At 59.3% G+C, this 24,947-nt stretch carries 23 protein-coding genes and 1 pseudogene; 9 read left to right on the forward strand and 15 right to left on the reverse strand.

The window, feature by feature from the left end; all coding sequences use genetic code 11:
• The first annotated feature begins 36 nt into the window (after positions 1-36).
• From LOY70_RS00080 to LOY70_RS00095, 4 genes and pseudogenes are all read left to right on the forward strand, one after another.
• A complete protein-coding gene (locus tag LOY70_RS00080) occupies positions 37-924 on the forward strand; it encodes a lysophospholipid acyltransferase (protein WP_123344565.1) in 888 nt (295 codons plus the stop codon).
• Between the two features lie 169 nt (positions 925-1,093).
• Positions 1,094-1,447, forward strand: coding sequence for a VOC family protein (locus LOY70_RS00085; protein WP_265032321.1), 354 nt, complete (start codon positions 1,094-1,096; stop codon positions 1,445-1,447).
• A 659-nt stretch (positions 1,448-2,106) separates the two neighbouring features.
• A pseudogene (locus tag LOY70_RS00090) lies at positions 2,107-2,462 on the forward strand (DUF6124 family protein).
• 256 nt (positions 2,463-2,718) lie between these two features.
• Entirely contained in the window at positions 2,719-3,507 is a 789-nt protein-coding gene (locus LOY70_RS00095) for an SDR family NAD(P)-dependent oxidoreductase (RefSeq protein ID WP_265032323.1), read from the forward strand.
• A gap of 110 nt (positions 3,508-3,617) precedes the next feature.
• On the opposite strand, the gene LOY70_RS00100 is transcribed toward LOY70_RS00095, so the two are convergent.
• The 4 genes from LOY70_RS00100 to LOY70_RS00115 form a co-directional block, all read right to left on the reverse strand.
• Positions 3,618-4,259 carry a phage infection protein gene (locus tag LOY70_RS00100; RefSeq protein WP_265032324.1) on the reverse strand — a complete coding sequence of 214 codons (642 nt, stop codon included), beginning with the start codon at positions 4,257-4,259 and terminating at the stop codon, positions 3,618-3,620.
• A gap of 33 nt (positions 4,260-4,292) precedes the next feature.
• Positions 4,293-4,712, reverse strand: coding sequence for an organic hydroperoxide resistance protein (locus LOY70_RS00105; RefSeq protein ID WP_265032325.1), 420 nt, complete (start codon positions 4,710-4,712; stop codon positions 4,293-4,295).
• Positions 4,713-5,110: 398 nt separating this feature from the next.
• Entirely contained in the window at positions 5,111-6,235 is a 1,125-nt protein-coding gene (locus tag LOY70_RS00110; protein ID WP_265032326.1) for a sensor domain-containing diguanylate cyclase, read from the reverse strand.
• A 186-nt stretch (positions 6,236-6,421) separates the two neighbouring features.
• Complete coding sequence (locus tag LOY70_RS00115; RefSeq protein ID WP_265032328.1) at positions 6,422-6,985, reverse strand: TetR/AcrR family transcriptional regulator; 564 nt, start codon at positions 6,983-6,985, stop codon at positions 6,422-6,424.
• A gap of 150 nt (positions 6,986-7,135) precedes the next feature.
• On the opposite strand from LOY70_RS00115, the gene LOY70_RS00120 reads away from it, so the two are divergent.
• Positions 7,136-7,831, forward strand: a complete 696-nt coding sequence (locus LOY70_RS00120) for a glutathione S-transferase (RefSeq protein WP_265032330.1) — start codon at positions 7,136-7,138, stop codon at positions 7,829-7,831.
• 84 nt (positions 7,832-7,915) lie between these two features.
• Here LOY70_RS00120 and LOY70_RS00125 read toward each other — a convergent pair whose 3' ends face one another.
• The 5 genes from LOY70_RS00125 to LOY70_RS00145 form a co-directional block, all read right to left on the reverse strand.
• Positions 7,916-8,290, reverse strand: coding sequence for a lysozyme inhibitor LprI family protein (locus LOY70_RS00125; protein WP_265032331.1), 375 nt, complete (start codon positions 8,288-8,290; stop codon positions 7,916-7,918).
• Between the two features lie 127 nt (positions 8,291-8,417).
• Positions 8,418-8,975 (reverse strand): hypothetical protein, encoded by a 558-nt coding sequence (locus LOY70_RS00130; protein WP_265032333.1) that lies wholly within the window; start codon positions 8,973-8,975, stop codon positions 8,418-8,420.
• A gap of 359 nt (positions 8,976-9,334) precedes the next feature.
• On the reverse strand, positions 9,335-10,108 hold the full coding sequence (locus LOY70_RS00135) for a MetQ/NlpA family ABC transporter substrate-binding protein (RefSeq protein WP_265032334.1): 774 nt from the start codon (positions 10,106-10,108) through the stop codon (positions 9,335-9,337).
• Positions 10,109-10,187: 79 nt separating this feature from the next.
• On the reverse strand, positions 10,188-10,862 hold the full coding sequence (locus LOY70_RS00140; protein ID WP_265032336.1) for a methionine ABC transporter permease: 675 nt from the start codon (positions 10,860-10,862) through the stop codon (positions 10,188-10,190).
• Positions 10,862-11,869 (reverse strand): methionine ABC transporter ATP-binding protein, encoded by a 1,008-nt coding sequence (locus LOY70_RS00145; protein ID WP_265032338.1) that lies wholly within the window; start codon positions 11,867-11,869, stop codon positions 10,862-10,864. The genes LOY70_RS00140 and LOY70_RS00145 overlap by 1 nt, the downstream gene beginning before the upstream one ends.
• Positions 11,870-12,280: 411 nt before the next feature.
• Between LOY70_RS00145 and LOY70_RS00150 the strand changes: the two genes are divergently transcribed.
• Both LOY70_RS00150 and katE read left to right on the forward strand, forming a co-directional pair.
• A complete protein-coding gene (locus LOY70_RS00150) occupies positions 12,281-14,167 on the forward strand; it encodes an RICIN domain-containing protein (RefSeq protein ID WP_265032340.1) in 1,887 nt (628 codons plus the stop codon).
• 204 nt (positions 14,168-14,371) lie between these two features.
• Positions 14,372-16,513 (forward strand): catalase HPII, encoded by a 2,142-nt coding sequence (gene katE / locus LOY70_RS00155; RefSeq protein WP_265032342.1) that lies wholly within the window; start codon positions 14,372-14,374, stop codon positions 16,511-16,513.
• Between the two features lie 134 nt (positions 16,514-16,647).
• Here the strand turns inward: katE and LOY70_RS00160 are convergent, their stop codons facing one another.
• Genes LOY70_RS00160 through zur form a run of 4 tightly spaced genes read right to left on the reverse strand, consistent with a single transcriptional unit; the run spans position 16,648 to position 19,444 of the window.
• Positions 16,648-17,361 (reverse strand): PA5502 family lipoprotein, encoded by a 714-nt coding sequence (locus LOY70_RS00160; protein WP_265032344.1) that lies wholly within the window; start codon positions 17,359-17,361, stop codon positions 16,648-16,650.
• Positions 17,362-17,398: 37 nt separating this feature from the next.
• Positions 17,399-18,187, reverse strand: a complete 789-nt coding sequence (gene znuB, locus LOY70_RS00165) for a zinc ABC transporter permease subunit ZnuB (protein WP_025211082.1) — start codon at positions 18,185-18,187, stop codon at positions 17,399-17,401.
• The gene (gene znuC, locus LOY70_RS00170; protein WP_265032346.1) at positions 18,180-18,962 is read right to left on the reverse strand and encodes a zinc ABC transporter ATP-binding protein ZnuC; all 783 of its coding nucleotides are present in this window, start codon (positions 18,960-18,962) and stop codon (positions 18,180-18,182) included. Before znuC ends, znuB begins: the two co-directional genes overlap by 8 nt.
• Positions 18,962-19,444: a zinc uptake transcriptional repressor Zur gene (zur, locus tag LOY70_RS00175; protein ID WP_025211084.1), complete on the reverse strand. Its 483-nt coding sequence runs from the start codon at positions 19,442-19,444 to the stop codon at positions 18,962-18,964. The genes znuC and zur overlap by 1 nt, the downstream gene beginning before the upstream one ends.
• 66 nt (positions 19,445-19,510) lie before the next feature.
• Between zur and znuA the strand changes: the two genes are divergently transcribed.
• Complete coding sequence (gene znuA, locus LOY70_RS00180; protein ID WP_025211085.1) at positions 19,511-20,440, forward strand: zinc ABC transporter substrate-binding protein ZnuA; 930 nt, start codon at positions 19,511-19,513, stop codon at positions 20,438-20,440.
• Positions 20,441-20,614: 174 nt separating this feature from the next.
• On the opposite strand, the gene LOY70_RS00185 is transcribed toward znuA, so the two are convergent.
• The gene (locus tag LOY70_RS00185) at positions 20,615-21,565 is read right to left on the reverse strand and encodes a homoserine kinase (RefSeq protein ID WP_265032348.1); all 951 of its coding nucleotides are present in this window, start codon (positions 21,563-21,565) and stop codon (positions 20,615-20,617) included.
• A 59-nt stretch (positions 21,566-21,624) separates the two neighbouring features.
• Complete coding sequence (locus LOY70_RS00190; protein ID WP_025211087.1) at positions 21,625-21,912, reverse strand: DUF2782 domain-containing protein; 288 nt, start codon at positions 21,910-21,912, stop codon at positions 21,625-21,627.
• Positions 21,913-21,986: 74 nt separating this feature from the next.
• On the opposite strand from LOY70_RS00190, the gene polA reads away from it, so the two are divergent.
• A complete protein-coding gene (polA, locus tag LOY70_RS00195) occupies positions 21,987-24,755 on the forward strand; it encodes a DNA polymerase I (RefSeq protein WP_265032350.1) in 2,769 nt (922 codons plus the stop codon).
• The last annotated feature ends 192 nt before the right edge of the window (positions 24,756-24,947 follow it).

Here is a 24,947-nt window from a genome sequence, read left to right on the forward strand (position 1 = left end):
GGCTCGCAACACGGCCCATACATTCAGGAGTGACCTGTGGATAAGTTGAAAGGCGCCTTGCTGGTCGGCGCTCTGCGGTTGTTTGCGCTGCTGCCTTGGCGTGCAGTGCAAGCGGTGGGCTCGATCATTGGCTGGTTCATGTGGAAGCTGCCCAACCGCTCCCGCGACGTGGTGCGCATCAACCTCGCCAAGTGCTTCCCCGAGATGGACCCGGCCGAGCGCGAGCGCCTGGTGGGCCAGAGCCTCAGGGACATCGGCAAATCCCTGACCGAAAGTGCCTGCGCCTGGATCTGGCCAGCCCAGCGTTCCATCGACCTGGTGCGTGAAGTCGAAGGCCTGGACGTATTGAAAGAAGCGCTGGCGTCCGGCAAAGGCGTGGTAGGCATCACCAGCCACCTGGGCAACTGGGAAGTGCTCAACCACTTCTATTGCAGCCAGTGCAAACCGATCATTTTCTACCGCCCGCCCAAGCTCAAGGCGGTGGATGACTTGCTGCGCAAACAGCGTGTGCAGTTGGGCAACAAAGTCGCGGCGTCGACCAAGGAAGGCATCCTCAGCGTCATCAAGGAAGTGCGCAAGGGCGGCCAGGTGGGCATCCCCGCCGACCCGGAACCGGCCGAGTCCGCCGGCATCTTCGTGCCCTTCTTCGCCACCCAGGCCCTGACCAGCAAGTTCGTGCCGAACATGCTCGCCGGCGGCAAAGCGGTCGGCGTCTTCCTCCACGCCCTGCGCCTGCCCGACGGCTCCGGTTACAAAGTCATCCTCGAAGCCGCGCCAGACGCCATGTACAGCACCGACACCGAAACCGCCTGCGCGGCCATGAGCCAAGTGGTGGAGCGCTACGTGCGGGCCTACCCGAGCCAGTACATGTGGAGCATGAAGCGCTTCAAGAAACGCCCGCCGGGCGAGGCGCGGTGGTACTGAAGGCCAGCTTTTGGTTACCACCATTATTGGGCACACCAGTGCCCCTGTGGGAGCGAGCTTGCTCGCGAAAGCGGCCTAACAGCCACCGCATAAACAACTGACTCCCCCTCCCCCGTGGCGAGGGAGCTTGCTCTCGCTGGGCTACTCCAAATCAGCCAAGGAAGCGTCAATGGGCATTCGCGGAAAAGACCGTCAGATCGATAACATCGAACTCAATGTCAACGACATCGCCCGAAGCAAGGCGTTCTATGGAAGCGTGTTCGGCTGGAGTTTCATCGACTACGGCCCGACCTATACCGAATTCAGCGATGGTCGCCTGACCGGTGGCTTCACGACCGGTGAACCTGTACGCCCGGGTGGCCCGTTGATCATCCTGTACGCCGATGACCTTGAAGGCACCCAACTCAGGCTCGAAGCCGCAGGGGCGACCATCAGCCGTGAAGTGTTCGCTTTCCCGGGTGGCCGACGTTTCCACTTTATCGACCCGGATGGCTATGAACTGGCTGTGTGGTCGGCTTCCTGAGTAGCTTTTCGAAAACAAGCCCCATCATTCCTACAGAAAAACCGCATTTGATCGTTCCCACGCTCTGCGTGGGCATGCATCCCGTGACGCTCTGCGTCACTCTCCGGAAGCGGAACGCGGAGCGTCCCTGGCGGCATTCCCACGCGGGAGCGTGGGGACGATCAATCCGCGCCAGCCGTCCACGACTTTGTTCCATGAGCGCTTGCTCCCGCTGGGCTGTGCAGAAGCACCAACCGTTCCTAGAGACAAATCGCATCAACCCCTTACAACACCAGCAAAACCAACCCCTCTAGCCCCAAATCCCAAGGCAATCCAAAGACCTGTTTATTCCCCCACCTCCACCCTTCCACCAACCCACACATCCTTGCGCCGTTGCCTACAACTACGCCAGAATCCGCCCGCTTGTGCGCCTTGCCCATGGGTTCTATCGTCTTCCTGCCACTGCCCATCAGTGGTCGGGTTTAGTAGCCCGTGGTACTTAGTGAGGTGCATAGCTCCTATCAGTTCAGGTATTTCCATGCCTGTATTTGATGGCGGTTGTGCGCAGGGCGCCCTCGGGCGCGCCGGCTTGCTGGGTCCCCGGTCTACTAACCTGCGTACAGCTGCCTCCCTCTTGTTTAGTAGCTAGAGAGTTGTGGCTTCACCTGAGGACTTAGCACATGTTCAAACCTACGCCGAATCCGCCAGAGGCGGACCAAGCTCCCCCGCGCACCAAATCCAAACCAAAAAGCTCGACGAAGCCGCCGAGCGCGCTCTGGATTTCTATCTGTCGCCAAAGACAAAATCTGAAGACGCAACCAAACCCGGCCAGCTATTCACCGTCGTAAAAGACATCGACAACGAATCCCTCCTCGCCAACCTCAGCGAAACCCTGGCCTCAGCCGATGCGATGGTCAACGACCTGGCCTTCGAACTGGAAGGCTCCCGCCGTCACGTTGCCCTTGGCATCCAGCAATTGATTGAATTGAGTTCATTGCTGGCGAACCGGGCGTTGGATAACGTCGATCCGCGATAGCGGGTAAAGATCTTTCCAATAAAACGAACCGGACAAATCGCGTCGGGTTCGTTTACTTCCACTCAGGGCTATCCGTCACAACAACACCCACAAAGAGGCGTAAATCCCCAATCGCGTCCATGATTAACCCCCTGCGATATCGAAAACGCTGGGTGAACGACGATTCGAGACCCTCGAAGACCCATCTCTAACCCCGCTTAATCATCCAGCTAAAATATCGCGCAGCCCCCAGGTCCATTCATCAAGGAGTCCCTCCATGAAAATCGACTTCACCGGCCGGCACGTATTGGTCACCGGCTCCACCAGCGGTATCGGTTTCGCCACAGCCAAAGGCTTCCTCGAAGCCGGCGCCCAAGTGGTCATCAACGGTCGCAGCGAGAGCAGCGTGGAAGATGCGTTGCAGCGCTTGGGCGATCTTGCCTCAAGGGCCGACGGTTTCGTTGGCGATCTCAGCAACGAGCCAGGCTGCCAGGCCTTGGTCGCCAAGTACCCAAGCTTCGATATCGTCATCAACAATCTCGGCATTTTCAAACAGGAGGATTTCTTCGAAACACCGGACAGTGAATGGCAACGCTTCTTCGAAACCAACGTGATGTCGGGCGTGCGGGTTTCCAGGGCCTACGCGCCGGGCATGGTCGAGCGCGGTTGGGGGCGGATTGTGTTTATCTCGTCGGAATCTGGCGTGAACATCCCAGCGGACATGATCCACTACGGCTTCACTAAGACCGCCCAACTTTCCATTGCTCGCGGCTTGGCCAAGCGGCTCGCTGGCACGGGCGTTACGGTGAACTCGGTGCTGCCTGGGCCGACGCTTTCCGAAGGGGTTGCCCAGATGCTCCAGGCAGATGTCGAGCGCACGGGGGAAAGCCTGGAAAAGGTCGCGGCGGATTTCGTCAATGAGCACCGTAGCACTTCGATCATCCAGCGCGCGGCGCGTGTCGAGGAGGTTGCCAACATGATTATCTATGTCAGTTCGGAGCAGGCTTCAGCTACTACCGGTGCGGCGTTGCGCGTTGATGGTGGTGTGGTGGACAGCATCGTTTAGGAGCCTATGACACGTTGCAAAAAAACGCCGCTTTCTCATGAGAGGTAAGCGGCGGTTTTAGTTTTGGAAGCAACATGGGTTGACCGACTTTGGAGTGATGAAGGGCTTGTTCAGCCCACTCTGTTTTCCATCAGGCGATCCGAGCCGCCTTCGGCCACACGGTTTTCGATCAGGCGATCCGAGCCGCCTTCGGCCACACGGTTTTCGATCAGGCGGTCCGAGCCGCCTTCGGCCACACGGTTTTCGATCAGGCGATCCGAGCCGCCTTCGGCTACACGGTTTTCGATCAGACGATCCGAGCCACCTTCAGCTACCCGATTTTCGATCAGGCGATCCGAGCCACCTTCGGCTACACGGTTTTCGATCAGGCGATCCGAGCCGCCTTCGGCCACACGGTTTTCGATCAGGCGATCCGAGCCGCCTTCGGCCACACGGTTTTCGATCAGGCGATCCGAGCCACCTTCGGCCACACGGTTTTCGATCAGGCGATCCGAGCCGCCTTCAGCTACGCGTTTTTCGTTCAGTCGATCCGAGCCACCTTCGGCCACACGGTTTTCGATCAGACGATCCGAACCGCCTTCAGCTACACGGTTTTCGATCAGGCGGTCCGAGCCGCCTTCAGCTACCCGGTTTTCGATCAGGCGATCCGAACCACCCTCAGCGAACGTAGGTTGAACAAAAGAAGTTGCGAACGCATTGCCGATGGACAGTGCCAGAAGCGAGCCAACGAGAGTTTTGGTGAGAGTGTTCATGTCCTGATCCTTTTTATTCGTAGATAAAGTGAGTTAGACGGTGACGTGCAAACGGACGTCGACGTTGCCGCGTGTCGCGTTGGAGTACGGGCAAACCTGGTGAGCCGCGTCGACCAGCGCTTGAGCATCGGCTTGTTCCAGACCTGGCAGGCTGATGTGCAGGTCGATGTCCAGACCGAAACCGCCAGGGATCTGGCCGATGCCAACGTGTGCCGTGATCGAAGCGTCAGCGGGAATGCTGCGTTTGCTCTGGCTGGCGACGAACTTCAGTGCGCCGATGAAGCAGGCGGAGTAGCCGGCTGCGAACAACTGCTCAGGGTTGGTGGCTTCACCACCGGCACCACCCAAGGCTTTTGGCGTGGCCAGTTTCACGTCGAGAATCTTGTCGCTGGAAACAGCACGGCCATCACGGCCACCGGTGGAGGTTGCGACTGCGGTATAGAGAACGTTCATGGTGTTTCCTCTTGCTGAATGGGCTGATCGAGTTTTGGTTTTGGCCTGCGCTAAATGTTTGTGCGCTAACCAGTTGAGATAAAGTTAACGCTCAAATACTTTGCGCGCAAGATAAATTTTCAAGAAATTATCAATTTTTTATTAACTGTTTGATCTAAAAAGAAATTTATTTTTCGGATAGCGCAGTATCACCCGCCGCGAGGCAAGGAGAAGGAGGTGCCAGGGGGGCAGTGCCCGCGCAAATGCAGGCCTTTGGAGAGAGGGTGCTCAGGGTTTCTCGATCATTTCCACGCTCCCGCGTGGGAACGCCGCCAGGGACGCTCCGCGTTCCGCTTCTGAAAGGTGACGCAGAGACTGGATACGATCAAAGTCCAATTAGTGATGCAAAGCCAACCCGACTAAGCAACAGCCACTCGATTGCGCCCCAGCGCCTTCGCCCGATACAGGGCCTTATCCGCATCGTTCATCAAACCGTGAAGATCCTTGTTACAGGCTTCCGTAGACGCGACGCCAAGGCTGGCGGTTATGCAGTGAACAGGCTCGATCATCAAACCCGCAATCGTATCGATGAGCTGTTCTGCAATTTGGGTGGCGACCTCAATAGACGTGTCCGGAAGCAGAATGGCGAACTCTTCCCCACCTAGGCGGCCGTGAATGTCCGTGGCCCGAAACGACGAACTGATGACCACCCCCATCTCGCGCAAAACCTGATCCCCGACCTGATGGCCGTAGGTGTCGTTGATGTGCTTGAAGTGATCCATGTCCAACATGACCGCGCACAGCGCTAACCGATTGGTCTTACATTCGTCATAAAGCTGCTGGGCATGCTCGAAAAAAGCCCGTCGACTCTTCAGGCCGGTCAGTTCATCGGTTTGTGCGGCACGGGTTGAAATGCTGTTCGCCTGTTCCATTTCACGAGTGAGTCGAAAAGCGGTTTCCAATGCCTGGGACATCTTGCTTGTAGCGCGGGCAGCAAATGCGGTGAACACCACGATCGACAGTGCCATGCCGACTTGAATCGGAGACGGTTGAAACAGCAGCCAGGCGGTGCACGGCAATAGAACCAGGCCAATGGAGACGAGTGTCATATTGCGGTAAGCGGAGTAGCAAGACACCGCGCTGACGGACATCCCGACAGTAAAGAGCATGACCAATGCCTGCGACAAAAGATCGTCTGCCGGCATGACCGCTAATGCGCCCGCGCCCCAGATGCTGGCGGACAGCACGAGCGTGATCCAGTATTTGCGCTCCCAGCGTTCAGGTGTGCGTTCACTTTCGTCGCTGCGAACATAGGCGACAAACAGCGCGATGCGCAACAGCGTCGATCCGCTCAGCAGGGCCAGCCACCAAAAGATGACGCCGTGTTCAAAACGATCCCAGCACAGCCAACTCAGCATGACGGCAGCGAGATAACTGCCAAATACCGCAGACACGGATTGGCGAAACAGTTGCTGCAATCGGTCGGTTCGTACCTGCTTGGCTATGAAAAGCGCCTGGTCATTTCGAGATCTTGGGCCATGCATGTGATCCACCTGATCGTGACGCAACGAAAGCGGCGATTGTGGCACCCGGCCAGCAATGCAAACAACTGAATTACACCCACGGCCCCAATTGAACCAAAACCCCGTGGCGAGGGCGCCTGTTCCCGCTGGACTGCGAAGCAGCCCCCACCATTCCTACAGCCAAACGGCGTCATCTGTTTTACAGGATCAGGCTGGAATCAATCCTGCTTCGCGGTAGCTCAAAATCAGATCATCGAACAGGGCGACATCCGCCCGAGTTCGCGCGATTAACTGAGCACCCGCAACTGCGGTGTAAATGGCGCGGGCTCGGCGTTCACATTCTTCTGCGCTGCCTGTTCCAGCATCTGTCAGCACCTGGGCGAGCCACGCCACGTTAACGTCCGCAAAAGCCCTGATCTCTTGCAACACTTCATCGGGAAGGTCCTCGTATTCGGCTGCCATGAAGCTGGACAGACAAAGCCTGTTGCCGTCCTCAAGCGACTTTCGAAAAATGGAGGGGTACAGTCGCACGCACGCCTGCGGATCGGTATTGGCGGCGCGTATCCCTTCAAGCATGCGCAGCGCATCCTGCCAGTAGCGTTCAGCAACCGCCGCAGCCAGGCCTGCCTTGCTCGGAAAGTGGTAGTAAATGCTGGCGTTCTTGATGCCCACCTGGTCGGCGATGCTACGAAAATTGATACCGCTGTAACCGTGCAGTTGGGCAGCGGCTTTCGCTGCCGCCAAGATGGCTTCTCGAGCATTTTCGTTCACGTTGTAGCCTCGTTTCGAGATTCGACTCACTCAGGTCATCGCGATTCTACGCGCAGACCCGTTTACCTGCCAATTGGCAGGTAGGGGATTGACAGCGCTAAATCGGCGGCTCAATCTCTACCTACCAATTGACAGGCAGGTGCTCGAATCATGACTTCCTCACAACAGCGCGTTGATGTTTCCACTGTACCTACGATGAAAATCTACGATTGGTTCAACGGCCCCTACCCCGCCCGAGTGCGCATTGCGCTGGCGGAAAAAGGATTGCTGCCAAATATCGAATTCGTAGCGGTGAATCTCTGGACCGGTGAGCACAAGAAACCCGAGTTCCTGGCCATCAATTACTCCGGGACACTGCCCGTGCTGGAGTTGAACGATGGGACGCGGATCGCGGAGTGCACGGCGATCACCCAGTACCTGGATAGCCTGGACGGTCATCCGACGCTGACGGGCGAAACCCCTGTTGAAAAAGGCATCATCCAGATGATGACCAAACGTGCCGAGATCGAGTTTCTCGATGCCGTCAGCGTGTACTTCCACCATGCCACGCCGGGCCTCGGCCCCGATGTCGAGCTGTACCAGAATGCTGAATGGGGCGCTCGGATGGGCGATAAGGCGATCAGGGGCATGCGCTATTTCGACAATCTTCTCAAAGACCGGCCCTTTGTGGCGGGCGACAAGTTTTCGATGGCCGACATTGCGGTACTGGGCGGCATGATCTTCGCCTCGCTGGTGAAGCTTCCCGTTCCTGATGAGTGTGCTGCACTGCGAGCCTGGCACGTCAGGATGCAAGAGCGTCCTAGCGTCCAGACATGGCATGCCATGGTCGAGCGTGGCGCTGCGTAGCGCTCATAATGAAAAAACCCGACGCTTTACGTCGGGTTTTTCGTGGGGTGCGACTGCAAGCCCGACGTGCTTATCGTTTACGGGTTACTCGACTTGCGACAGCTTGGCGTCGTCGCAACCGGCAGCACGGCATTCGCGCTCGACAGCTTTGAGTATGACGATACGCGCCTCGGTCTTCTCATTGGCACAATCCAGGTAGAGCAGGCCATCGTTGGAGCAGGCGCTGTCACGATTTTTGATCCACTGGATTTGAGCGGCCTTCACTTTTTTCTTTTGATCAGGGGTCAGGGCACTCATGGTCTTCTTGTATTGATCATTGATTTCCTGATCCGACTGAACCATTTTCAGCGACGCGCAATAGGTTCTGTCATAGGCGTTTCTAGGGTTATCGCAACTCATCGCAGATGCCGATGCAGATGCCATTGCCAGCAATGCCCCAACCAACAAAGACTTGATCACTTACTTCTCTCCCTGAATGTCCTCTATTCATTAGAGGTCGCGGCGAGGAATCTATCATGAGGGTTGTTGAACAATGAAGCAGAACTGCAACGCCCTTGGCCGCTGCGCTGCCGGCGACGGCCTTTCGTTACAACTTTGACTTTCTCGACCAAAGATCGAGGTCGCTGCTGCACGCCGCAACGATGTAGTTCCCACACCAGGAGAATCCGAACGCCCTCACGTGGTCCCTGTAGATCACCGTGCAATCCGCTTGATGACCCTCAATCAGCGCATTTTTAAAGGGTTTGCTCAGAATAAGGCTGTTTTCAGGCCAATCCGGGGAAACCAACGCCAGTCCTTCCCCGGCGATATTGCCGGTTGGCAAGCCACCGCCCTGAATGCCACACAGCGGTATGACTTCATCGGCGATCACGCCAATGCCCTGGCAATGCAACCCGAGCTCGCTCAAGCCCGCATATTCTTCATAGTCGCGCTCAATTTTTTCTCCTGTGTCGCAGCGCACGACACTCCGACCCGAGCTTGAGACGACCAGCAAGTAGGGACCTTTTTGCGAAAACCCTACCGATAGCAGCCCACCGACGGCTATCGACGCAATATGAGTCCAACCCTCGGGGTTCTCATCAACCGGGATCTGGTCGATGAGTCGTATCAAGCGCTTTCGATTGTCTTCGCGTAATGAATTCATGAGTGCATTCGGATAAAAAAGGGGCAAGTTTACTCTGCCTCCCCCCACTCATCGCGAAAAACGCCTACAGACAAAACCGCATCATCCACTTCAAATCCCAACCGCACACCCATCTAGCGCCAATTTTACGGGTCAAAACCAAGCCCTGTTTACTCCGTTGGCGTGATCCTTCCATCAAGCTACACATCCCTGCGCCATTACCTACAACTATGCCCGAATCCGCCCGCTTGTGCGCCTTGTCCCCGGGTTCTATCGTTTTCCACTGCCCATCAGTGGTCTGATCGGGAGTTGACAATTCGGAGCAAAAAAAACGGGCCTGCATTCCCACGCAGCCCCGTTTTTTTCACCACCCGATCAGCTCAAAACGCCGGCAAAACCGCGCCTTTGTACTTCTCAAGAATGAAAGCCTTCACTTCCGGCGTATGCAACGCCGCCACCAGCTTCTTCATCGCCTCACTGTCCTTGTCATCCTCACGAGCCACCAGGATGTTCACATACGGCGAGTCGTTACCTTCGATAACCAGGGCATCCTTGGAAGGATCAAGCTTCGCCTCCAACGCATAGTTGGTATTGATCAACGCCAGATCCACCTGGGTCAGCACCCGCGGAATGGTCGCCGCTTCCAGCTCACGGAACTTCAGATCCTTCGAGTTCTCGGTAATGTCCTTGGTGGTCGACAGGATGTTGTTCGAATCCTTCAACTTGATCACCCCAGCCTTCGCCAACAGCAACAGCGCGCGGCCGCCGTTGGTGGCGTCGTTCGGGATCACCACGTTGGCGCCGCCCGGCAGTTCTGTCAGTGCCTTGTACTTACTGGAGTACGCGCCCAGGGGTTCCAGGTGCACACCGGCCACGCTCACCAGGTGCGTGCCCTTGGCCTTGTTGAACTCATCCAGGTACGGCTGGTGCTGGAAGAAGTTGGCGTCCAGGCGCTTTTCCGCGACCTGTACGTTCGGCTGGATGTAGTCGGTGAAGACCTTGACCTTCAGGTCGACGCCTTCTTTGGCCAGGGCCGGTTTGACGAATTCGAGGATTTCCGCGTGTGGCACCGGTGTGGCCGCGACGGTCAGGGTGTCGGCGGCGTGGGCGGAAAACGCTGCGGCGGCAGCGAAGGCAACCAGTAGTTTCTTCATTCAGCTAACTCCTTGTGAGGCGCCTGCTCTCGGCGCCTGCCAGCGAATGGCCGGCTCATGGTTTATTGGCCGCGAGGCCTTATTTTCTAGAGAAATGCACAACCAGTTTGTCGCCCACGGTTTGCAGCACCTGGACCAGCACCAGCAGCAACACCACCGTGACCACCATCACATCGGTCTGGAAGCGCTGGTAGCCGAAGCGGATCGCCAGGTCGCCCAAACCACCGGCGCCGACCACACCGGCCATGGCCGTGTAGGACACCAGCGTAATCGCTGTCACCGTAATCGCTGCAAAAATGCCTGGACGGGCTTCTGGCAGCAAGGCATTGACGATGATCTGCCGCGTGGTAGCGCCCATGGCCTGGGTCGCTTCGATGATGCCGCGGTCGACTTCGCGCAGGGCGGTTTCCACCAGGCGGGCGAAGAACGGTGTGGCGCCGACCACCAGTGGTGGGATCGCGCCGGCCACGCCCAGGGAGGTGCCGGTGATCAATACCGTGAACGGGATCATCACGATCAACAGGATGATGAACGGCAGCGAGCGCAGGATATTCACGATCAGCGATAGCAGCGCATAAAGGCCCCGGGCTTCGAGCAGCTGGCGCGGGCTGCAGAGGAACAGCAACACGCCCAGGGGCAAGCCGAGCAGCACGGTGAACAGCAGCGAACCGAACAGCATCAGGAAGGTGTCGCCGGTGGCCAGCCAGATTTCCAGCCAGTCGATGTTGGAGAAGAACGAACTCAACAGTTCCATTAGCGCAGCACCTCCATGTGGACATCGGCCGCGGTGAAGCGGGCGAACGCCGCCTCCATGTCACCGCCGGTGATGGCGAGGGTCAGTTGCCCGTAGGGGGTGTCTTTGATGCGGTCGATGCGACCGGCCAGGATGCTGTAGTCCACACCGGTTTCCCGGGCGACGGTGCCGAGCAATGGCGCGTAGGTTGCTTCGCCCTGGAATGTCAGACGCACGATGCGTCCGGGCACGTGGGCGAAGTCGTCGCGCTGTTCGCTTTCGTCGATCTGCTCGTCTTCCTGGACAAAACGCTTGGTGGTCGGGTGCTTGGGGTGCAGGAACACCTCGGCCACTGGCCCTTGTTCGACGATGACGCCGGCGTCCATCACCGCCACTTGATCGCAGACCCGGCGGATCACGTCCATTTCATGGGTAATCAGCACGATGGTCAGCTTCAGTTCGCGGTTGATCTCCGCCAGCAGTTGCAAGACCGAGGCAGTGGTTTGCGGGTCGAGGGCACTGGTGGCCTCGTCGCACAGCAGGATCTTGGGTTTGGTCGCCAGGGCGCGGGCGATGCCGACCCGCTGCTTCTGGCCGCCGGACAGTTGCGCCGGGTATTTCCTGGCGTGGTCGGATAAGCCTACGCGAGCGAGCAACTCGGCGACACGGCGGTCGATTTCGCTGCGGGACAATTCGCCCGCCAGCGTCAGTGGCAGCGCCACGTTGTCGGCCACGGTCTTGGAAGCCAGCAGATTGAAGTGCTGGAAGATCATCCCGACCTGTTGGCGGAAACGCCGCAGGCCGCTGGCGTCCAGGGCAGTGACTTCCTCGCCGTCGACGATGATCTTGCCGCCGCTGGAGTCTTCCAGGCGATTGATCAGACGCAGCAGGGTACTTTTTCCTGCACCGGAATGGCCGATAAGGCCGAAGACCTGACCGTTCTCGATCGTCAGACGGGTCGGGTGCAGAGCGGGGATATCCTTACCGGCGACCCGGTAGGTTTTATGGACGTTTTGAAACTCGATCACGTAGCGAACCTTGTGGGGCGCGTTGGAAAAGGGGCAGCGGTTAGCCGGGGGCGCATTTTAGCCTGTCTGTATAGAGGTCATTAGCATTTATTTCGCAATCTGGCTGCCATTTGGCAATAACGCGATCGAAGGCCAGCAAGCCTGGCTATCAGTCATTGGGCACCCATCCGCGCCACTGTCGGGGGCGTACGCCATGCAGCAGTCGCCTGGCCTGACAGGCAAAGGATCATTCATCCATCCTGCTCAAGAGTATTTAAAGTGGGCTGTTAAATATATCCACATACTCGGTCTCATTTCGAATAGTACTTTCAGTTGTCCATGGATAAGTACCTGATAAGTTACCGGCGTTCGCTCACTACGGCGAAGTAAAGTCCGTCTAGCAACGGCGGGAAACATTTAAGGAAATGGAATGTGAAAAAGCATAACGCTATTTTTGCAGGACTTTTTGCATCGAGCGTAATGGCAAATGCAATGGCTGCAAGTTCGACAAACTCGGACACTTTAATGATATTCGGAAAACTTCCCGATGCGCAGGTGGCGCTACCCCAGTACCAGGCCCTGTCCGTCGCGGCAATGCCTGAGGAAGAATTCAAGGCACGCCTTGCCGACGACAAGTTTTCTTCCCTGGCCTATCTGGATATCGCCGCAGTAAAGGATGATGAAGCACCCATCGAGAAAGCAATGGCGATTTTCCGCTCGGGGAAACCGGTGCTGTTGAAGATGGGCTACCAGACGACGGAACTTGCGCAAACAGTAAGCAGCATATTCGGAATTTCCGGCGCATTTGACTATGCCTTGTTTCACCGAGTGAGCAACTCGCAGATCAATGTCTATCGCCTGGAAGGTTATCAGGATGAAGCCGTCCTGGAAGCGGTGCGGTTGCTGGTCACGGAACTGCAGGCACAGGGCAGATACCCCCAGGAGGAAGGCGAGTACATTGGCCTGCCGAAACTGACCTACAACATCAATCTTCAAAGCCCGAACCAGGAAATGACTTCCGTGGTGAATATCGATGTCATCAGGAGCGCAGAGCGAAGCCAGGACAAGAAGTTCGTTTCCATCAAGACATCGCCAACGACAACACGCTCCACGAAAAACGGCATCACCATCGGTGGATCCGGGCCGGGAGGCAGTGGCGCTAATCTGTGGGGCGCGTACCTGCCGCATGCATACCGGTTCACTCACCAATTGACCGCCCAACAGGTTGTTCCGGTGTTGGTCAATTCGGCGCCTGCCAGCGATTCGAGGACGGATTTCAATTACAGCGAGACGAAAACCAATGGCTTCTCCATTGGTGGGACATTGGGTAGCGAGTTTGGCGGAACGAAAGCCGAAAACATCACCTATGCCGCCAAATCACCGTTCAATGTGAATTTCGGTTTGAGTTATTCGCATTCCAAGACCATGAGTTACGCGTTCCAGGACTACTCGTTGATCGCATCGCAGAACGGTTCGAAGTTGACGTGGAACGCACCCATAGACCCCAAGCTGAAGGCTGTATTGGTCGACAGGCTCACTGCCGGCATGCCCATTTTATCCGAGGCACGAATGACGCCAATGATGCGCTCGGCACCGCTTGAGTCTTATACCTTGTGGGAGTTGCCCGGCAACTACACCGGTACGGCAACGGTGAGCATTGGCGGCGGCTATGATTTGAATCGCCGTGAGTGGTGGTGGGACCGGACCCAGGTCAAGTCCCTTCATGTCACCGATGTCTACGATGCCGCCGAGCAATACACGCTGGACTTGAACAGTCCCTTCCTGACGCGCGAGATGACCGTGCTGATTCGCTCCGCCGACGGCGTCGGCAAGTGCATGTCTGAAAATGCCAACTCAGGTGTTTCTCTTGAATCCTGTGCGGCCTCGAACGCCAATCAACTATGGGGGCTGGATTCGGAGAATCGGTACGTCAATCGGGCGTCGAACCGGTGCCTGAGCGTGCGCGAAACGGATGGCGCCCTGATCACCGACAGCTGCGCCCTGGATAATCGGCAGCAGTGGGAGTGGCAAGCGGATCGGATTCATTCGTTGTACAACCGCGACTGGCGCCTTTATGCCAATGACAGCCGGCTAAAAGTGATTCCGGATGACTCCATGCACTTCCAGGACACGCCCAAGAACGTGTTCAACCCGCTGAACATTCCTTGGGCCAGCTATCCACGGGCACCGTCCATCCATGATGTGATGCCCAACCACCTGGGCCCCTCGCCTCAGATCAGCCCGGAATGGGTCGACCGCTATCAAGGCGTGGATACGCGCCAGAGGTGGAGAATCGAGATTCTGCGCGATGGCATCTGACCGCTGAAGTTCCGCCAACCCAACGGTGAAGTTCATCATCGCTGGGTTGGCGCTGGCCGGGGAAATCCACGCGCATTCCGACGGAACGGCTCGCACCCTCATCAGTCACTACATAAGCCACCCCCAACGCCTGGATGCCACCGCCCGGCGCTAGCCCGTCTGGAGGGCTCAGCCTGGAAAGGACCGAAACGAGGAGCTTATCTGATGAGTATCAACAAGAAGCCACCGGCCAACAAAAGCCAACTGGCCGGGACCGACACCCTGGATCGCGGCAACACCAACGCCAAGCTCGAGAGCCTGGAGCCGTTTCGCTCCGACGCCACCGAACAGGCTTTGCGCACCAATCAGGGTGTGAAAATCGCCGATAACCAGAACACCCTCCGGGCCGGCGCCCGCGGCCCGTCGCTGCTGGAAGACTTCATCATGCGTGAGAAAATCACGCATTTTGACCATGAGCGCATCCCGGAACGCATCGTTCACGCCCGCGGTACCGGCGCCCATGGTTACTTTCAGAGCTACGAAGCACATTCGGCGCTGACCAAGGCCGGATTCCTACAAGATCCGAGCAAGAAAACCCCGGTATTCGTGCGCTTTTCCACCGTGCAAGGTCCCCGGGGTTCCGGCGACACCGTGCGGGACGTTCGTGGTTTCGCGGTCAAGTTCTTCACCGATGAGGGCAACTTCGATCTGGTGGGCAACAACATGCCGGTGTTTTTCATCCAGGATGCGATCAAGTTTCCCGACTTCGTCCACGCGGTGAAACCCGAACCCCACAATGAAATTCCTACCGGCGGTTCGGCCCACGACACGTTCTGGGATTTCGTCTCGCTGGTGCCGGAATCGGCGCATATGGTGATCTGGGCGATGTCCGACCGGGCCATTCCGAAGAGCTTGCGGAGCATGCAGGGCTTCGGTGTGCACACCTTCCGCATGATCAACGCCGAAGGCAAAAGCAGCTTCGTCAAATTCCACTGGCGGCCAACAGTCGGTACTTGCTCTTTGGTGTGGGACGAAGCCCAGAAGCTGGCGGGTAAAGATACCGACTACCACCGTCGCGATCTCTGGGAATCGATCGAGATGGGGGACTACCCTGAATGGGAATTTGGCGTACAAATCGTTGCCGAGGAAGACGAGCATAAATTCGACTTCGACCTGCTCGACCCGACCAAGATCATCCCGGAAGAACTCGTGCCCATTACGCCCCTGGGCAAGATGGTGCTGAACCGTAACCCGGACAATTTCTTCGCCGAGGTCGAGCAAGTCGCGTTTTGCCCCGGGCACATCGTGCCGGGCATCGACTTTTCCAACGACCCCTTGCTGCAGGGCCGGCTGTTTTCCTACACCGATACGCAGATCAGCCGACTCGGTGGGCCGAATTTTCATGAGCTGCCGATCAACCGGGCGATCACCCCGGTGCACAACGGTCAGCGTGACGCCATGCACCGCACCACCATCGACAAGGGCCGCACGTCCTACGAGCCGAACTCCATCGATGGCGGCTGGCCGAAGGAAACCCCGCCTGGCCCTGAGGACGGTGGCTTCGAAAGCTATCCGGAGCGTATCGACGCCTACAAGATCCGCCAGCGCAGTGAGTCGTTCGGCGATCACTTCTCCCAGGCCCGGCTGTTCTACAAGAGCATGAGTGCCCACGAGCAAGAGCACATCATCGCGGCCTACAGCTTCGAGCTGGGCAAGGTAGAGCGTGAGTTCATCCGGGCGCGGCAGGTCAACGAGATCCTGGCCAACATCGATTTGGAACTGGCCGCGCGGGTGGCGAAAAACCTGGGGCTGCCCGCCCCCACCGCAGGCACCGTCGATGTGCCGAAACCCTCGCTGGCGCAATCGCCGGCCTTGAGCCAGGCGAACCTGCTGTCTGGGGACATCAAGACGCGAAAAGTGGCCGTACTGGTGGCTAACGGCGTCGATGGCGCGATCATCGATGCGCTCAAGAAGGCTTTGAAAGCGGCGGGCGCTCACGCCAAGGTGCTGGGGCCGACTTCTGCGCCAGTGACCACCGCTGATGGGAAAACGCTACCGGTGGATGCGTCCATGGAAGGGTTGCCGTCCATTGCCTTTGATGCAGTGTTCGTACCGGGTGGCGCGGAGTCGATCAAGGCCTTGAGTACCGACGGCGTGGCCCTGCATTACTTGCTGGAAGCCTACAAGCACCTCAAGGCCATCGCTCTGAATGGCGAAGCGCGGCAATTGCTGGTGTTGTTGAAACTGGAGGCGGATGCGGGGCTGATTCCTGACGCAGATGCTGGCAAGTTCAAGGCATTCTTCGACGCGATTACCCAGCATCGGGTGTGGGCGCGGGAGCCTAAGGCGAAAGCGATTCCGGCTTGATGAGTGTCTGAAAGAGACTTGTTGTCTGGTAGAGCGCTATCGCGAGCAAGCTCGCTCCCACAGTAGTTAGGTGTCGATCACTAAACTGTGATCACCCTAGATCCAATGTGGGAGCGAGCTTGCTCGCGATGCTTTCAGGGCTTGCGCGGAGTCAGCACCATTTGCGCCGGCACATTGCGCAGGGTCTGCTTGCGCAGATTCAGTTCAAACCCCGGATCAAGTTTCTTGACCCGCTTGGTCAGCAAGGTCGCCAGCCACGGGTAATCATCGGTGCGCGGCGCCTGGATGCTGACGTCGCACTGATAATTCACCACATCAGCGGCAATGGCGTCCAGTTGGCGGCGCATTTTCTGGATATTGCCGATATTAAGCGCAACGGTGCTGCTCTCGGCACTCGGATCGATCACTTTGGCAACCGGTTTGGCTTCGGCGGCCTGGAGGGCGGCCTCGGCTTTTTCCAGTTCGGCCTTGCGGGCTTCGGCAATGGCGCTATTGACCTCACCGGACAGAGCCGGCGCCTTGGGCATCAAGGCACGCGCACGGCTCAGTGCGGTGGTGGCGGCGTTTACATCACCTTTTTGCAGATCGATCTGGCTGCGGCGCAGATACGCCTCGGCCAATTGCCGTTGGTAGGGTTCCAGCGCCGGATCTTCGGGCGTCTGGGCCTGTAAGGCGGCCAGCTGATCTTCAGCGGTGGCCAGCTCATTGCTGGCCAGGCTTTGTTCCAGCTGCGCGATGGCCGGGCCCCGCGTATCGGGAGCCTCGGTGACCGGCGGTGAACTCTGGCAAGCGCCCAGTAGCAGGGAAAACGCGACAAGGAGCAGATAACGGGAGGCGAACGGCTTCATTCCTGCGACTCTCTATTTGCGCAAAAAGCGAGCAAGTCTACACCCCTCGGCGGGGCAGGACAAAACTCAGCAGAAACAGCGCAGCGGCGCTGACCACGATTGACGGCCCCGCCGGGGTGTCCTTGAACCACGACAACGCCAGCCCGCCACACACCGCGAGCATGCCCAGCAGGCTCGCGCCCAGGGCCATCTGCTCCGGGGAGCGGGCATGCCGCTGTGCCGCCGCCGCCGGAATGATCAGCAACGACGTAATCAGCAACACCCCGACGATTTTCATCGCCACGGCGATCACCACGGCAATCAGCAGCATCAGCGCCAAACGCAAACCCACCACGGGCAGGCCTTCGACCCGCGCCAGTTCCTCGTGCACGGTGACGGCCAGCAACGGCCGCCAGAGCGCAACCAGCAACAACAGCACCGCCGCGCTGCCGCCCAGGATCCACGACAGGTCCATGGGACTGATGGCCAACAGATCACCGAACAGGTAGGCCATCAGATCAATTCGCACGTCGTGCATGAAGCTTAGTACCACCAGCCCGAGGGACAGGGTACTGGGGGCCAAAATGCCCAGCAGCGTGTCGGAGGCCAGCGGTTGGCGCTGTTGCAAGGTCACCAGCAGCACCGCCAGCAACAGGCAGCCGACGGTCACCGCCACCGCAGGGCTGACGTCCAGCAGAAACCCAAGCGCTACGCCCAGCAGCGCCGCGTGGGACAGGGTGTCGCCGAAATAAGCCATGCGCCGCCAGACCACGAACGAACCCAAGGGGCCGGCCACCAGCGCGAGGGCCAGGCCTGCGAGCAGGGCGTACAACAGAAAATCAGCCATGCTTGCAGCCATCTCCATGAACATGGGTAGAAATAGAGGATTCGCTGACTACTGAGCCATGCAGGTCATGGGCGTGGTCATGATGGTGGTGATAAATCGCCAGGCTTTGTGCGTTCTTTCCGAACAGCTCGACGAAGGCTGGATCGCCACTGACCTGCTCGGGATGCCCGGAACAGCAAACGTGGCGGTTGAGGCAGACCACCTGATCGGTGGTGCTCATCACCAGGTGCAAGTCGTGGGACACCATCAGCACGCCGCAGCCGTGACGGTCGCGCAGGCGGGTGATCAGGCTGTACAGCTCGGCTTGGCCTGCGACATCGACGCCTTGTACCGGCTCGTCGAGCACCAGCAATTCAGGCTCGCGCAGCAGGGCACGGGCCAGCAGCACGCGCTGCATTTCGCCGCCGGAAACACTTTGCACCGGGCTGTCGATCACCTGTTCGGCACCGACTTCGTTGAGCGCCGCCAAGGCTCGCTCGCGATCCACCCCCGGCACCAGGCGCAGGAAGCGCAACACCGACAACGGTAGCGTGGGGTCGACATGGAGTTTTTGCGGCATATAACCGATCCGCAGCTTGGGTTTGCGCCAGACACTGCCGCTGTCGGGCTTGAGCAAACCCAGCACGGCGCGCACCAGGGTGGTCTTGCCGGCGCCATTGGGGCCGATCAGGGTGACGATCTGCCCCGGCTCGACGCTCAGCTGGATGTTGTCCAGCACGTTTTGCCCGGCGAACGTCACGGCCACCTGCTCGAGGCGGATCAAGGCGTTGCTCATCAGGCCCCCTGGCAGCCGGAGCACAGACCCACCACTTCGACGGTCTGGCTGTCGACCACGAAGCCGACGTCCTTGGCGCTGGCGATGATCGCATCGCTGATGGACTTCTGTTCCAGCTCGATGGCGGCGTGGCATTGCCGGCAGATCAGGAACTGGCCCTGGTGGGCGTGCTCCGGATGGTTGCAGCCGACGAAAGCGTTCAGCGACGAGATGCGGTGCACCAGGCCGTTCTCCAACAGGAAATCCAGCGCCCGATAGACCGTTGGCGGCGCGGCGCGGCGGCCATCCTGCTCACTGAGTACGGCGAGGATGTCGTAGGCGCCCAGCGGCTTGTGGCTTTGCCAGACCAGTTCGAGCACGCGTCGACGCAGCGCGGTCAGGCGCAACCCCTGGCGTGCGCAGATGGCATCGGCCTCGGACAGCGCGGTGTGCACGCAGTGAGAGTGATCGTGGGGGCGACTGGCAAGGGGTGTAATAGGCATGGGCAGCGACGAGTTTAGTGAGAGACGTTATTATGTTACCCGTTCTCAGCACTTCGAGTGGTCATCGTGTCCCGGATTTTTTCGATCTTTGTCGTTTTTGTCGCAAGTTTTCTGCTGACTGGCCCGGCCTGGGCCGACGTGAAAGTACTGACCAGCATCAAGCCGCTGCAGCTGATCGCCGCGGCGGTGCAGGACGGCGTGGCCGTTCCCGAGGTGCTGCTGCCACCCGGTGCTTCGCCTCACCACTATGCGTTGCGGCCATCCGACGTACGGAAGGTGCAGTCGGTGGATCTGCTCTATTGGATCGGCCCTGACATGGAAAGCTTCCTGCCGCGCGTGCTCAACGGTCGTACGCTCCCTTCCGTGGCCATACAGGATTTGCCAGGGCTCAAATTGCGTCATTTTGCCCAGGACAGCCAATCCCACGCCGAAGATGACCATGACGGCGACGAGCATGATCACGACCACCGTCCCGGTACGGTCGACGCCCATCTGTGGCTTTCGCCGACCAATGCGCGGGTGATCGCCGCAAAAATGGCGGCCGACTTGAGTGCGGCCGACCCGGCCAACGCCGCTCGCTATCAGAGCAACCTCAAGGGCTTCAACCAGCGTCTCGACGCCCTCGATACACGGCTGAAGGCACGTCTGGCCGGGGTCGTGGGCAAGCCGTATTTCGTGTTCCACGAAGCGTTCGACTATTTCGAGGACACCTACGGCCTCAAGCACGCCGGAGTGTTCGCCGTGGCCGCCGAAGTCCAGCCCGGCGCCCAGCACGTGGCGGCGATGCGCACGCGTTTGCAGGCCGTGGGCAAGACGTGCGTCTTCAGCGAACCGCCCTTGCGCCCGCGCCTGGCTGAAACCCTGGTGGCCGGGTTGCCGGTGAAGCTGGCGGAGCTGGATGCACTCGGCGGTTATACCCCGGCGACAGCGCAAGGGTATGAGCAGTTGTTGGAGAAGTTGGGGAATGATCTGGCGGGGTGCTTGGAGTCGCTATAACCCCGTCGATGCACAAACCTGTGGCGAGGGGATTTATCCCCGCTGGGGCGCGCAGCGGCCCCCAAGAAGCAACTTCCGCCGCGGTCCGTCAGATCCAAAGCATGGGGCTGCTTCGCAGCCCAGCGGGGATAAATCCCCTCGCCACAAGAGCAGCCGCTTCGCGCTTGCCTGCTGTTACAGGGCAAAAGGCAGCAACGCGTGAACCTTCTGCCGCTGCGCCAAGCGCTGCTGGAACTCCATCGGATCGTGAATCAACACGTCCTGCCCGGCAAAGGATTCGGCGGCGATCAACCGCGATAGCCAGAACCGCACGCACGCCACGCGCAGCATCGTTGGCCATAGCTCGGCCTCGGCGGCGGTGAATGGCCGCAGCGCCGCGTAAGCTCCCAGCAATGCCCGCGCCCTGGGGCCATCGAGTGCGCCGTCGTCATCCGAACACCAGTCGTTCAAGGCAATGGCGACGTCATACAGCATCGGCCCGGAGCAGGCGTTGTAGAAGTCGATCAACCCGGTCAGGTGCGTGCCCTCGAACATCGCGTTGTCGCGGAACAGGTCCGCGTGGATGTTGGCTCTGGGCAGCGCCAGGATGCCTACCTTCTTCAGCGAAATTTCATCCAGCGCAGCCTCTAGCAACTGACGCGGCTCGGCATCGAGGTGCGACAGCAGCTTCGTGCCCTCCTCCTGCATCCAGTCCAGGCCGCGATCGGTCTTGCGCTTGATCATGTTGTCGCGGGTCGCCAAGTGCAGATGCGCCAGCAACTCCCCGACCTGGGCGCAATGCTGCGCGTTGGCCTGCTTGATGTGCTTGCCCGCCAGGCGCGGTTGCAGCAGCGCCGGCTTGCCCGCCAGCTCCCGCAGCGCCACGCCGTCGGTGGTGCGCAAGGCGTAGGGCACCGGCAAGTCGGCGTCATGCAGCACGTCCAGCAGTTCGATGAAGAACGGCATTTCCTGCACCGGGCCGCGCTCGACCAGGGTCAGGACGAATTCGCCCTGCTCCAGGCTGATAAAAAAATTGGTATTTTCGCTACCGGCGGCGATCCCCTGGAAATCAAGCAGGCGGCCGAGCCCATAAGGGGCGAGAAAGGTTTCCAGCTCGGGCCGAGCCAGGGGCGTGAACACAGACATGGTTAAAACTGCCAGTACGGGCGCCCTTCAGCGGGCGCCGGTTGAAGTGCAGAGCGGTATTACCACTCAAAGATTTTCCAGGACGGAATCAGCATATCCGGCTGATCCGAACGGATGAAGTTTGCATCGCTGCCGTCGGCCCGCACCAGGAAATAAGGCTTGCCGTTCTTGGGCGTGACCTTGATCGCGTACAAAAAGCCGTTTTGCCGGTACTCCTGAATGGTTTTATCGCCTTCGGTGCGGATGGTGACATCCGGGTCCGCCGAGGGGGCGTCGTCCGCCGCCATGACGGCCAACGGGGTGATTGCAAACAAGCCAGCCAGTAACAGGCGATTTAGTGTACGCATGATAACCTTGTCCCTTTGTCGTCAACGGTCCCGCTATTCTAGCCCCGGACCCGCCGAAAAGGTTGATCCTGCTCATGAGCCAAGCCCCCCTCGTCCTGGTGGACGGTTCTTCTTATCTGTACCGCGCCTTTCACGCGCTGCCACCGCTGACCACGTCCAAAGGCCTGCCGACCGGTGCGGTCAAGGGCGTGCTGAATATGCTCAAGAGTCTGCGCAAGCAGTATCCGGACAGCCCGTTCGCCGTCGTATTCGACGCCAAGGGTGGGACGTTTCGCGATGCCCTGTACGCCGAATACAAGGCCAACCGCCCGAGTATGCCCGACGACATGCGCGTGCAGATCGAGCCGTTGCATGCCAGCGTCAAGGCCCTGGGCTTCCCGTTGCTGTGTGTAGACAACGTCGAGGCCGATGACGTGATTGGCACGTTGGCTCGCAGCAGCGCGGCGGCCGACCGTCCGGTGGTGATCTCCACCGGTGACAAAGACATGGCGCAACTGGTCGACGGGCACATTACCTTGGTCAATACCATGACCGGTAGCGCCCTGGACGTGGCTGGCGTGAAGGAGAAGTTTGGCGTCGCTCCAGAGCAGATCATCGATTATCTGGCGCTGATGGGGGATTCCTCCGATAACATCCCCGGCGTTCCGGGCATCGGTCCGAAGACCGCATCCGGCCTGCTGGTGGGCGTCAATGGCGGTCTGACCGAGCTGTATGCGCAGTTGGGCATCGTCGCCACCTTGCCGATCCGTGGTGCCAAGACCCTGGCCGCCAAGCTTGAAGAGCACAAGGAAATGGCGCTGCTTTCCTATGAGTTGGCGACGATCAAGACCGACGTGCCTCTGGATGTCGGTCTCGACGACCTGCAGATGGGCGCGCCGGATCACGAGAAACTCGCCGAGCTGTACACCCTGCTGGAATTCAAGAGCTGGTTCGAAGAAAACCAGCGCGACGCCAAGCGTGCCGGCCAGGAGATCGTCGAAGTCAGCGACGAACAGCCCGGCGCTGTCGAGGCTAAGTACGAAGTCATCCTCGATCAGGCGCGCTTCGAGGCATGGCTGGGCAAACTGGACAAAGCGCCGCTGTTTGCCTTCGTCACCGAAACCAACGGCGGCGATGCCCAGCATTCGCAACTGGTGGGATTGTCGTTCGCCGTTGCCCCGTTTGAAGCGGCCTACATCCCACTGACCCACTCCTACATGGGCGTGCCGGAGCAACTGGACCGCGACACGGTGCTCAAGGCGCTCAAACCGCTGTTGGAAAACCCGAACAAGCTAAAGATCGGCCAGCACGCCAAGTTTGAAACCAACATCCTGGCCAACTGTGCCGTCGGTGGCGATCAGAACAATGGCATCCTGGTCCAGGGCATCGCCTTTGACACCATGCTTGAGTCCTATGTGCTGGACTCCACGGCGACCCGCCACGACATGGACAGCCTGGCGCTCAAGTACCTGGGCCAAAGCAAGACCGATTACCAGGACATCGCGGGCAAAGGCGTTAAACAGCTGACTTTCGACCAGATCTCCCTGGAGCTGGCCGGCCCCTACGCCGCCGAAGATGCGGACGTGACGTTCCGTCTGCACCAGGCGCTGCAGGAAAAACTGGCCGCCACGCCAAGCCTGGGTACCGTGCTCAACGACATCGAAATGCCGCTGATGCCGGTCCTGGCGCGTATCGAGCGCCAGGGGGCGCTGGTCGATGCCAACCTGCTGGGTGTGCAGAGTGTCGAGTTGGGCGAGAAACTGGTGGCGCTGGAGCGTGAGGCGTTTGCCATTGCCGGTGAAGAATTCAACCTGGGCTCGCCGAAGCAATTGGGCGTGATCCTGTACGAAAAACTCGGTTTGCCGGTGCTCAGCAAGACTGCCAAGGGTCAGGCATCGACCGCCGAAGCCGTGCTCGCCGAGCTGGCCGAACAGGATTACCCACTGCCCAAGGTGCTGATGCAGTACCGCTCGTTGAGCAAGCTCAAGAGCACCTACACCGATCGCCTGCCGGAGCAGATCAACAGCCGCACCGGCCGTGTCCATACCAATTATCAGCAGGCCGTCGCCGCGACTGGGCGTCTGTCCTCCATCGACCCGAACCTGCAGAACATTCCGATCCGCACCGCCGAAGGCCGACGCATCCGCCAGGCATTCGTCGCGCCGAAAGGCTACAAGTTGCTGGCGGCGGACTATTCGCAGATCGAACTGCGGATCATGGCGCATCTGGCCAAGGATGAAGGCTTGCTCCATGCGTTTCGCAACGATCTGGACGTGCACCGGGCCACGGCCGCCGAGGTGTTCGGCGTCGACTTGGACGCGGTCACCCATGACCAGCGCCGCAGCGCCAAGGCAATCAACTTCGGTCTGATCTACGGCATGAGCGCGTTCGGCCTGGCCAAGCAGATCGGCGTCGATCGCAAGCAATCCCAGGCTTACATCGACCGTTACTTCGCCCGCTACCCGGGTGTGCTGGCTTACATGGAGCGCACCCGCGCCCAGGCGGCCGAGCAGGGTTTCGTCGAAACCATTTTTGGACGCCGCCTGTACCTGCCCGACATCAATGCGAAAAACCCGGCGTTGCGCAAAGGCGCCGAGCGCACGGCGATCAACGCGCCGATGCAAGGCACGGCCGCTGACATCATCAAGAAAGCCATGGTGGCGGTGGATCGCTGGCTGACGGCCTCAGGGCTGGATGCCAAGGTCATCCTGCAGGTACACGACGAACTGGTGCTGGAAGTGCGCGAAGACCTGGTCGACCGGGTGCGCGAGGAAATTCGCCAGCACATGAGCGCCGCCGCCACGCTGGACGTGCCGCTGCTGGTGGAAGTGGGCGTGGGCAATAACTGGGACGAGGCGCACTGATTCCCAAGCCCTGAGGTCGAGGGCTCTCGTGGCGGCTGATACATCTGCGGGGAATGAAAGAAGGTCATCGCGAGCAAGCTCGCTCCCACAATGGGTTTTGTGTCGAGCCGAATACCGAGCCCAACACCCATTCCCTGTGGGAGCGAGCTTGCTCGCGATAGCGTCGGCCCAGACACCCATGCTCTATTGAGT

Source organism: Pseudomonas sp. B21-054, from assembly GCF_026016345.1.
Lineage (GTDB): Bacteria > Pseudomonadota > Gammaproteobacteria > Pseudomonadales > Pseudomonadaceae > Aquipseudomonas.

Excerpts from the sequence above, each read along its gene's own strand:
- LOY70_RS00110 (WP_265032326.1), bottom strand. The coding sequence starts at position 6,235 with ATGCATGGCCCAAGATCTCGAAATGACCAGGCGCTTTTCATAGCCAAG.
- LOY70_RS00130 (WP_265032333.1), bottom strand. The coding sequence starts at position 8,975 with ATGAATTCATTACGCGAAGACAATCGAAAGCGCTTGATACGACTCATC.
- LOY70_RS00085 (WP_265032321.1), top strand. The coding sequence starts at position 1,094 with ATGGGCATTCGCGGAAAAGACCGTCAGATCGATAACATCGAACTCAAT.
- zur (WP_025211084.1), bottom strand. The coding sequence starts at position 19,444 with ATGCCTATTACACCCCTTGCCAGTCGCCCCCACGATCACTCTCACTGC.
- LOY70_RS00105 (WP_265032325.1), bottom strand. The coding sequence starts at position 4,712 with ATGAACGTTCTCTATACCGCAGTCGCAACCTCCACCGGTGGCCGTGAT.
- katE (WP_265032342.1), top strand. The coding sequence starts at position 14,372 with ATGAGTATCAACAAGAAGCCACCGGCCAACAAAAGCCAACTGGCCGGG.
- LOY70_RS00095 (WP_265032323.1), top strand. The coding sequence starts at position 2,719 with ATGAAAATCGACTTCACCGGCCGGCACGTATTGGTCACCGGCTCCACC.
- znuC (WP_265032346.1), bottom strand. The coding sequence starts at position 18,962 with ATGAGCAACGCCTTGATCCGCCTCGAGCAGGTGGCCGTGACGTTCGCC.
- LOY70_RS00135 (WP_265032334.1), bottom strand. The coding sequence starts at position 10,108 with ATGAAGAAACTACTGGTTGCCTTCGCTGCCGCCGCAGCGTTTTCCGCC.
- LOY70_RS00190 (WP_025211087.1), bottom strand. The coding sequence starts at position 21,912 with ATGCGTACACTAAATCGCCTGTTACTGGCTGGCTTGTTTGCAATCACC.
- LOY70_RS00160 (WP_265032344.1), bottom strand. The coding sequence starts at position 17,361 with ATGAAGCCGTTCGCCTCCCGTTATCTGCTCCTTGTCGCGTTTTCCCTG.
- LOY70_RS00185 (WP_265032348.1), bottom strand. The coding sequence starts at position 21,565 with ATGTCTGTGTTCACGCCCCTGGCTCGGCCCGAGCTGGAAACCTTTCTC.
- polA (WP_265032350.1), top strand. The coding sequence starts at position 21,987 with ATGAGCCAAGCCCCCCTCGTCCTGGTGGACGGTTCTTCTTATCTGTAC.
- LOY70_RS00100 (WP_265032324.1), bottom strand. The coding sequence starts at position 4,259 with ATGAACACTCTCACCAAAACTCTCGTTGGCTCGCTTCTGGCACTGTCC.
- znuB (WP_025211082.1), bottom strand. The coding sequence starts at position 18,187 with ATGGCTGATTTTCTGTTGTACGCCCTGCTCGCAGGCCTGGCCCTCGCG.
- LOY70_RS00140 (WP_265032336.1), bottom strand. The coding sequence starts at position 10,862 with ATGGAACTGTTGAGTTCGTTCTTCTCCAACATCGACTGGCTGGAAATC.
- LOY70_RS00120 (WP_265032330.1), top strand. The coding sequence starts at position 7,136 with ATGACTTCCTCACAACAGCGCGTTGATGTTTCCACTGTACCTACGATG.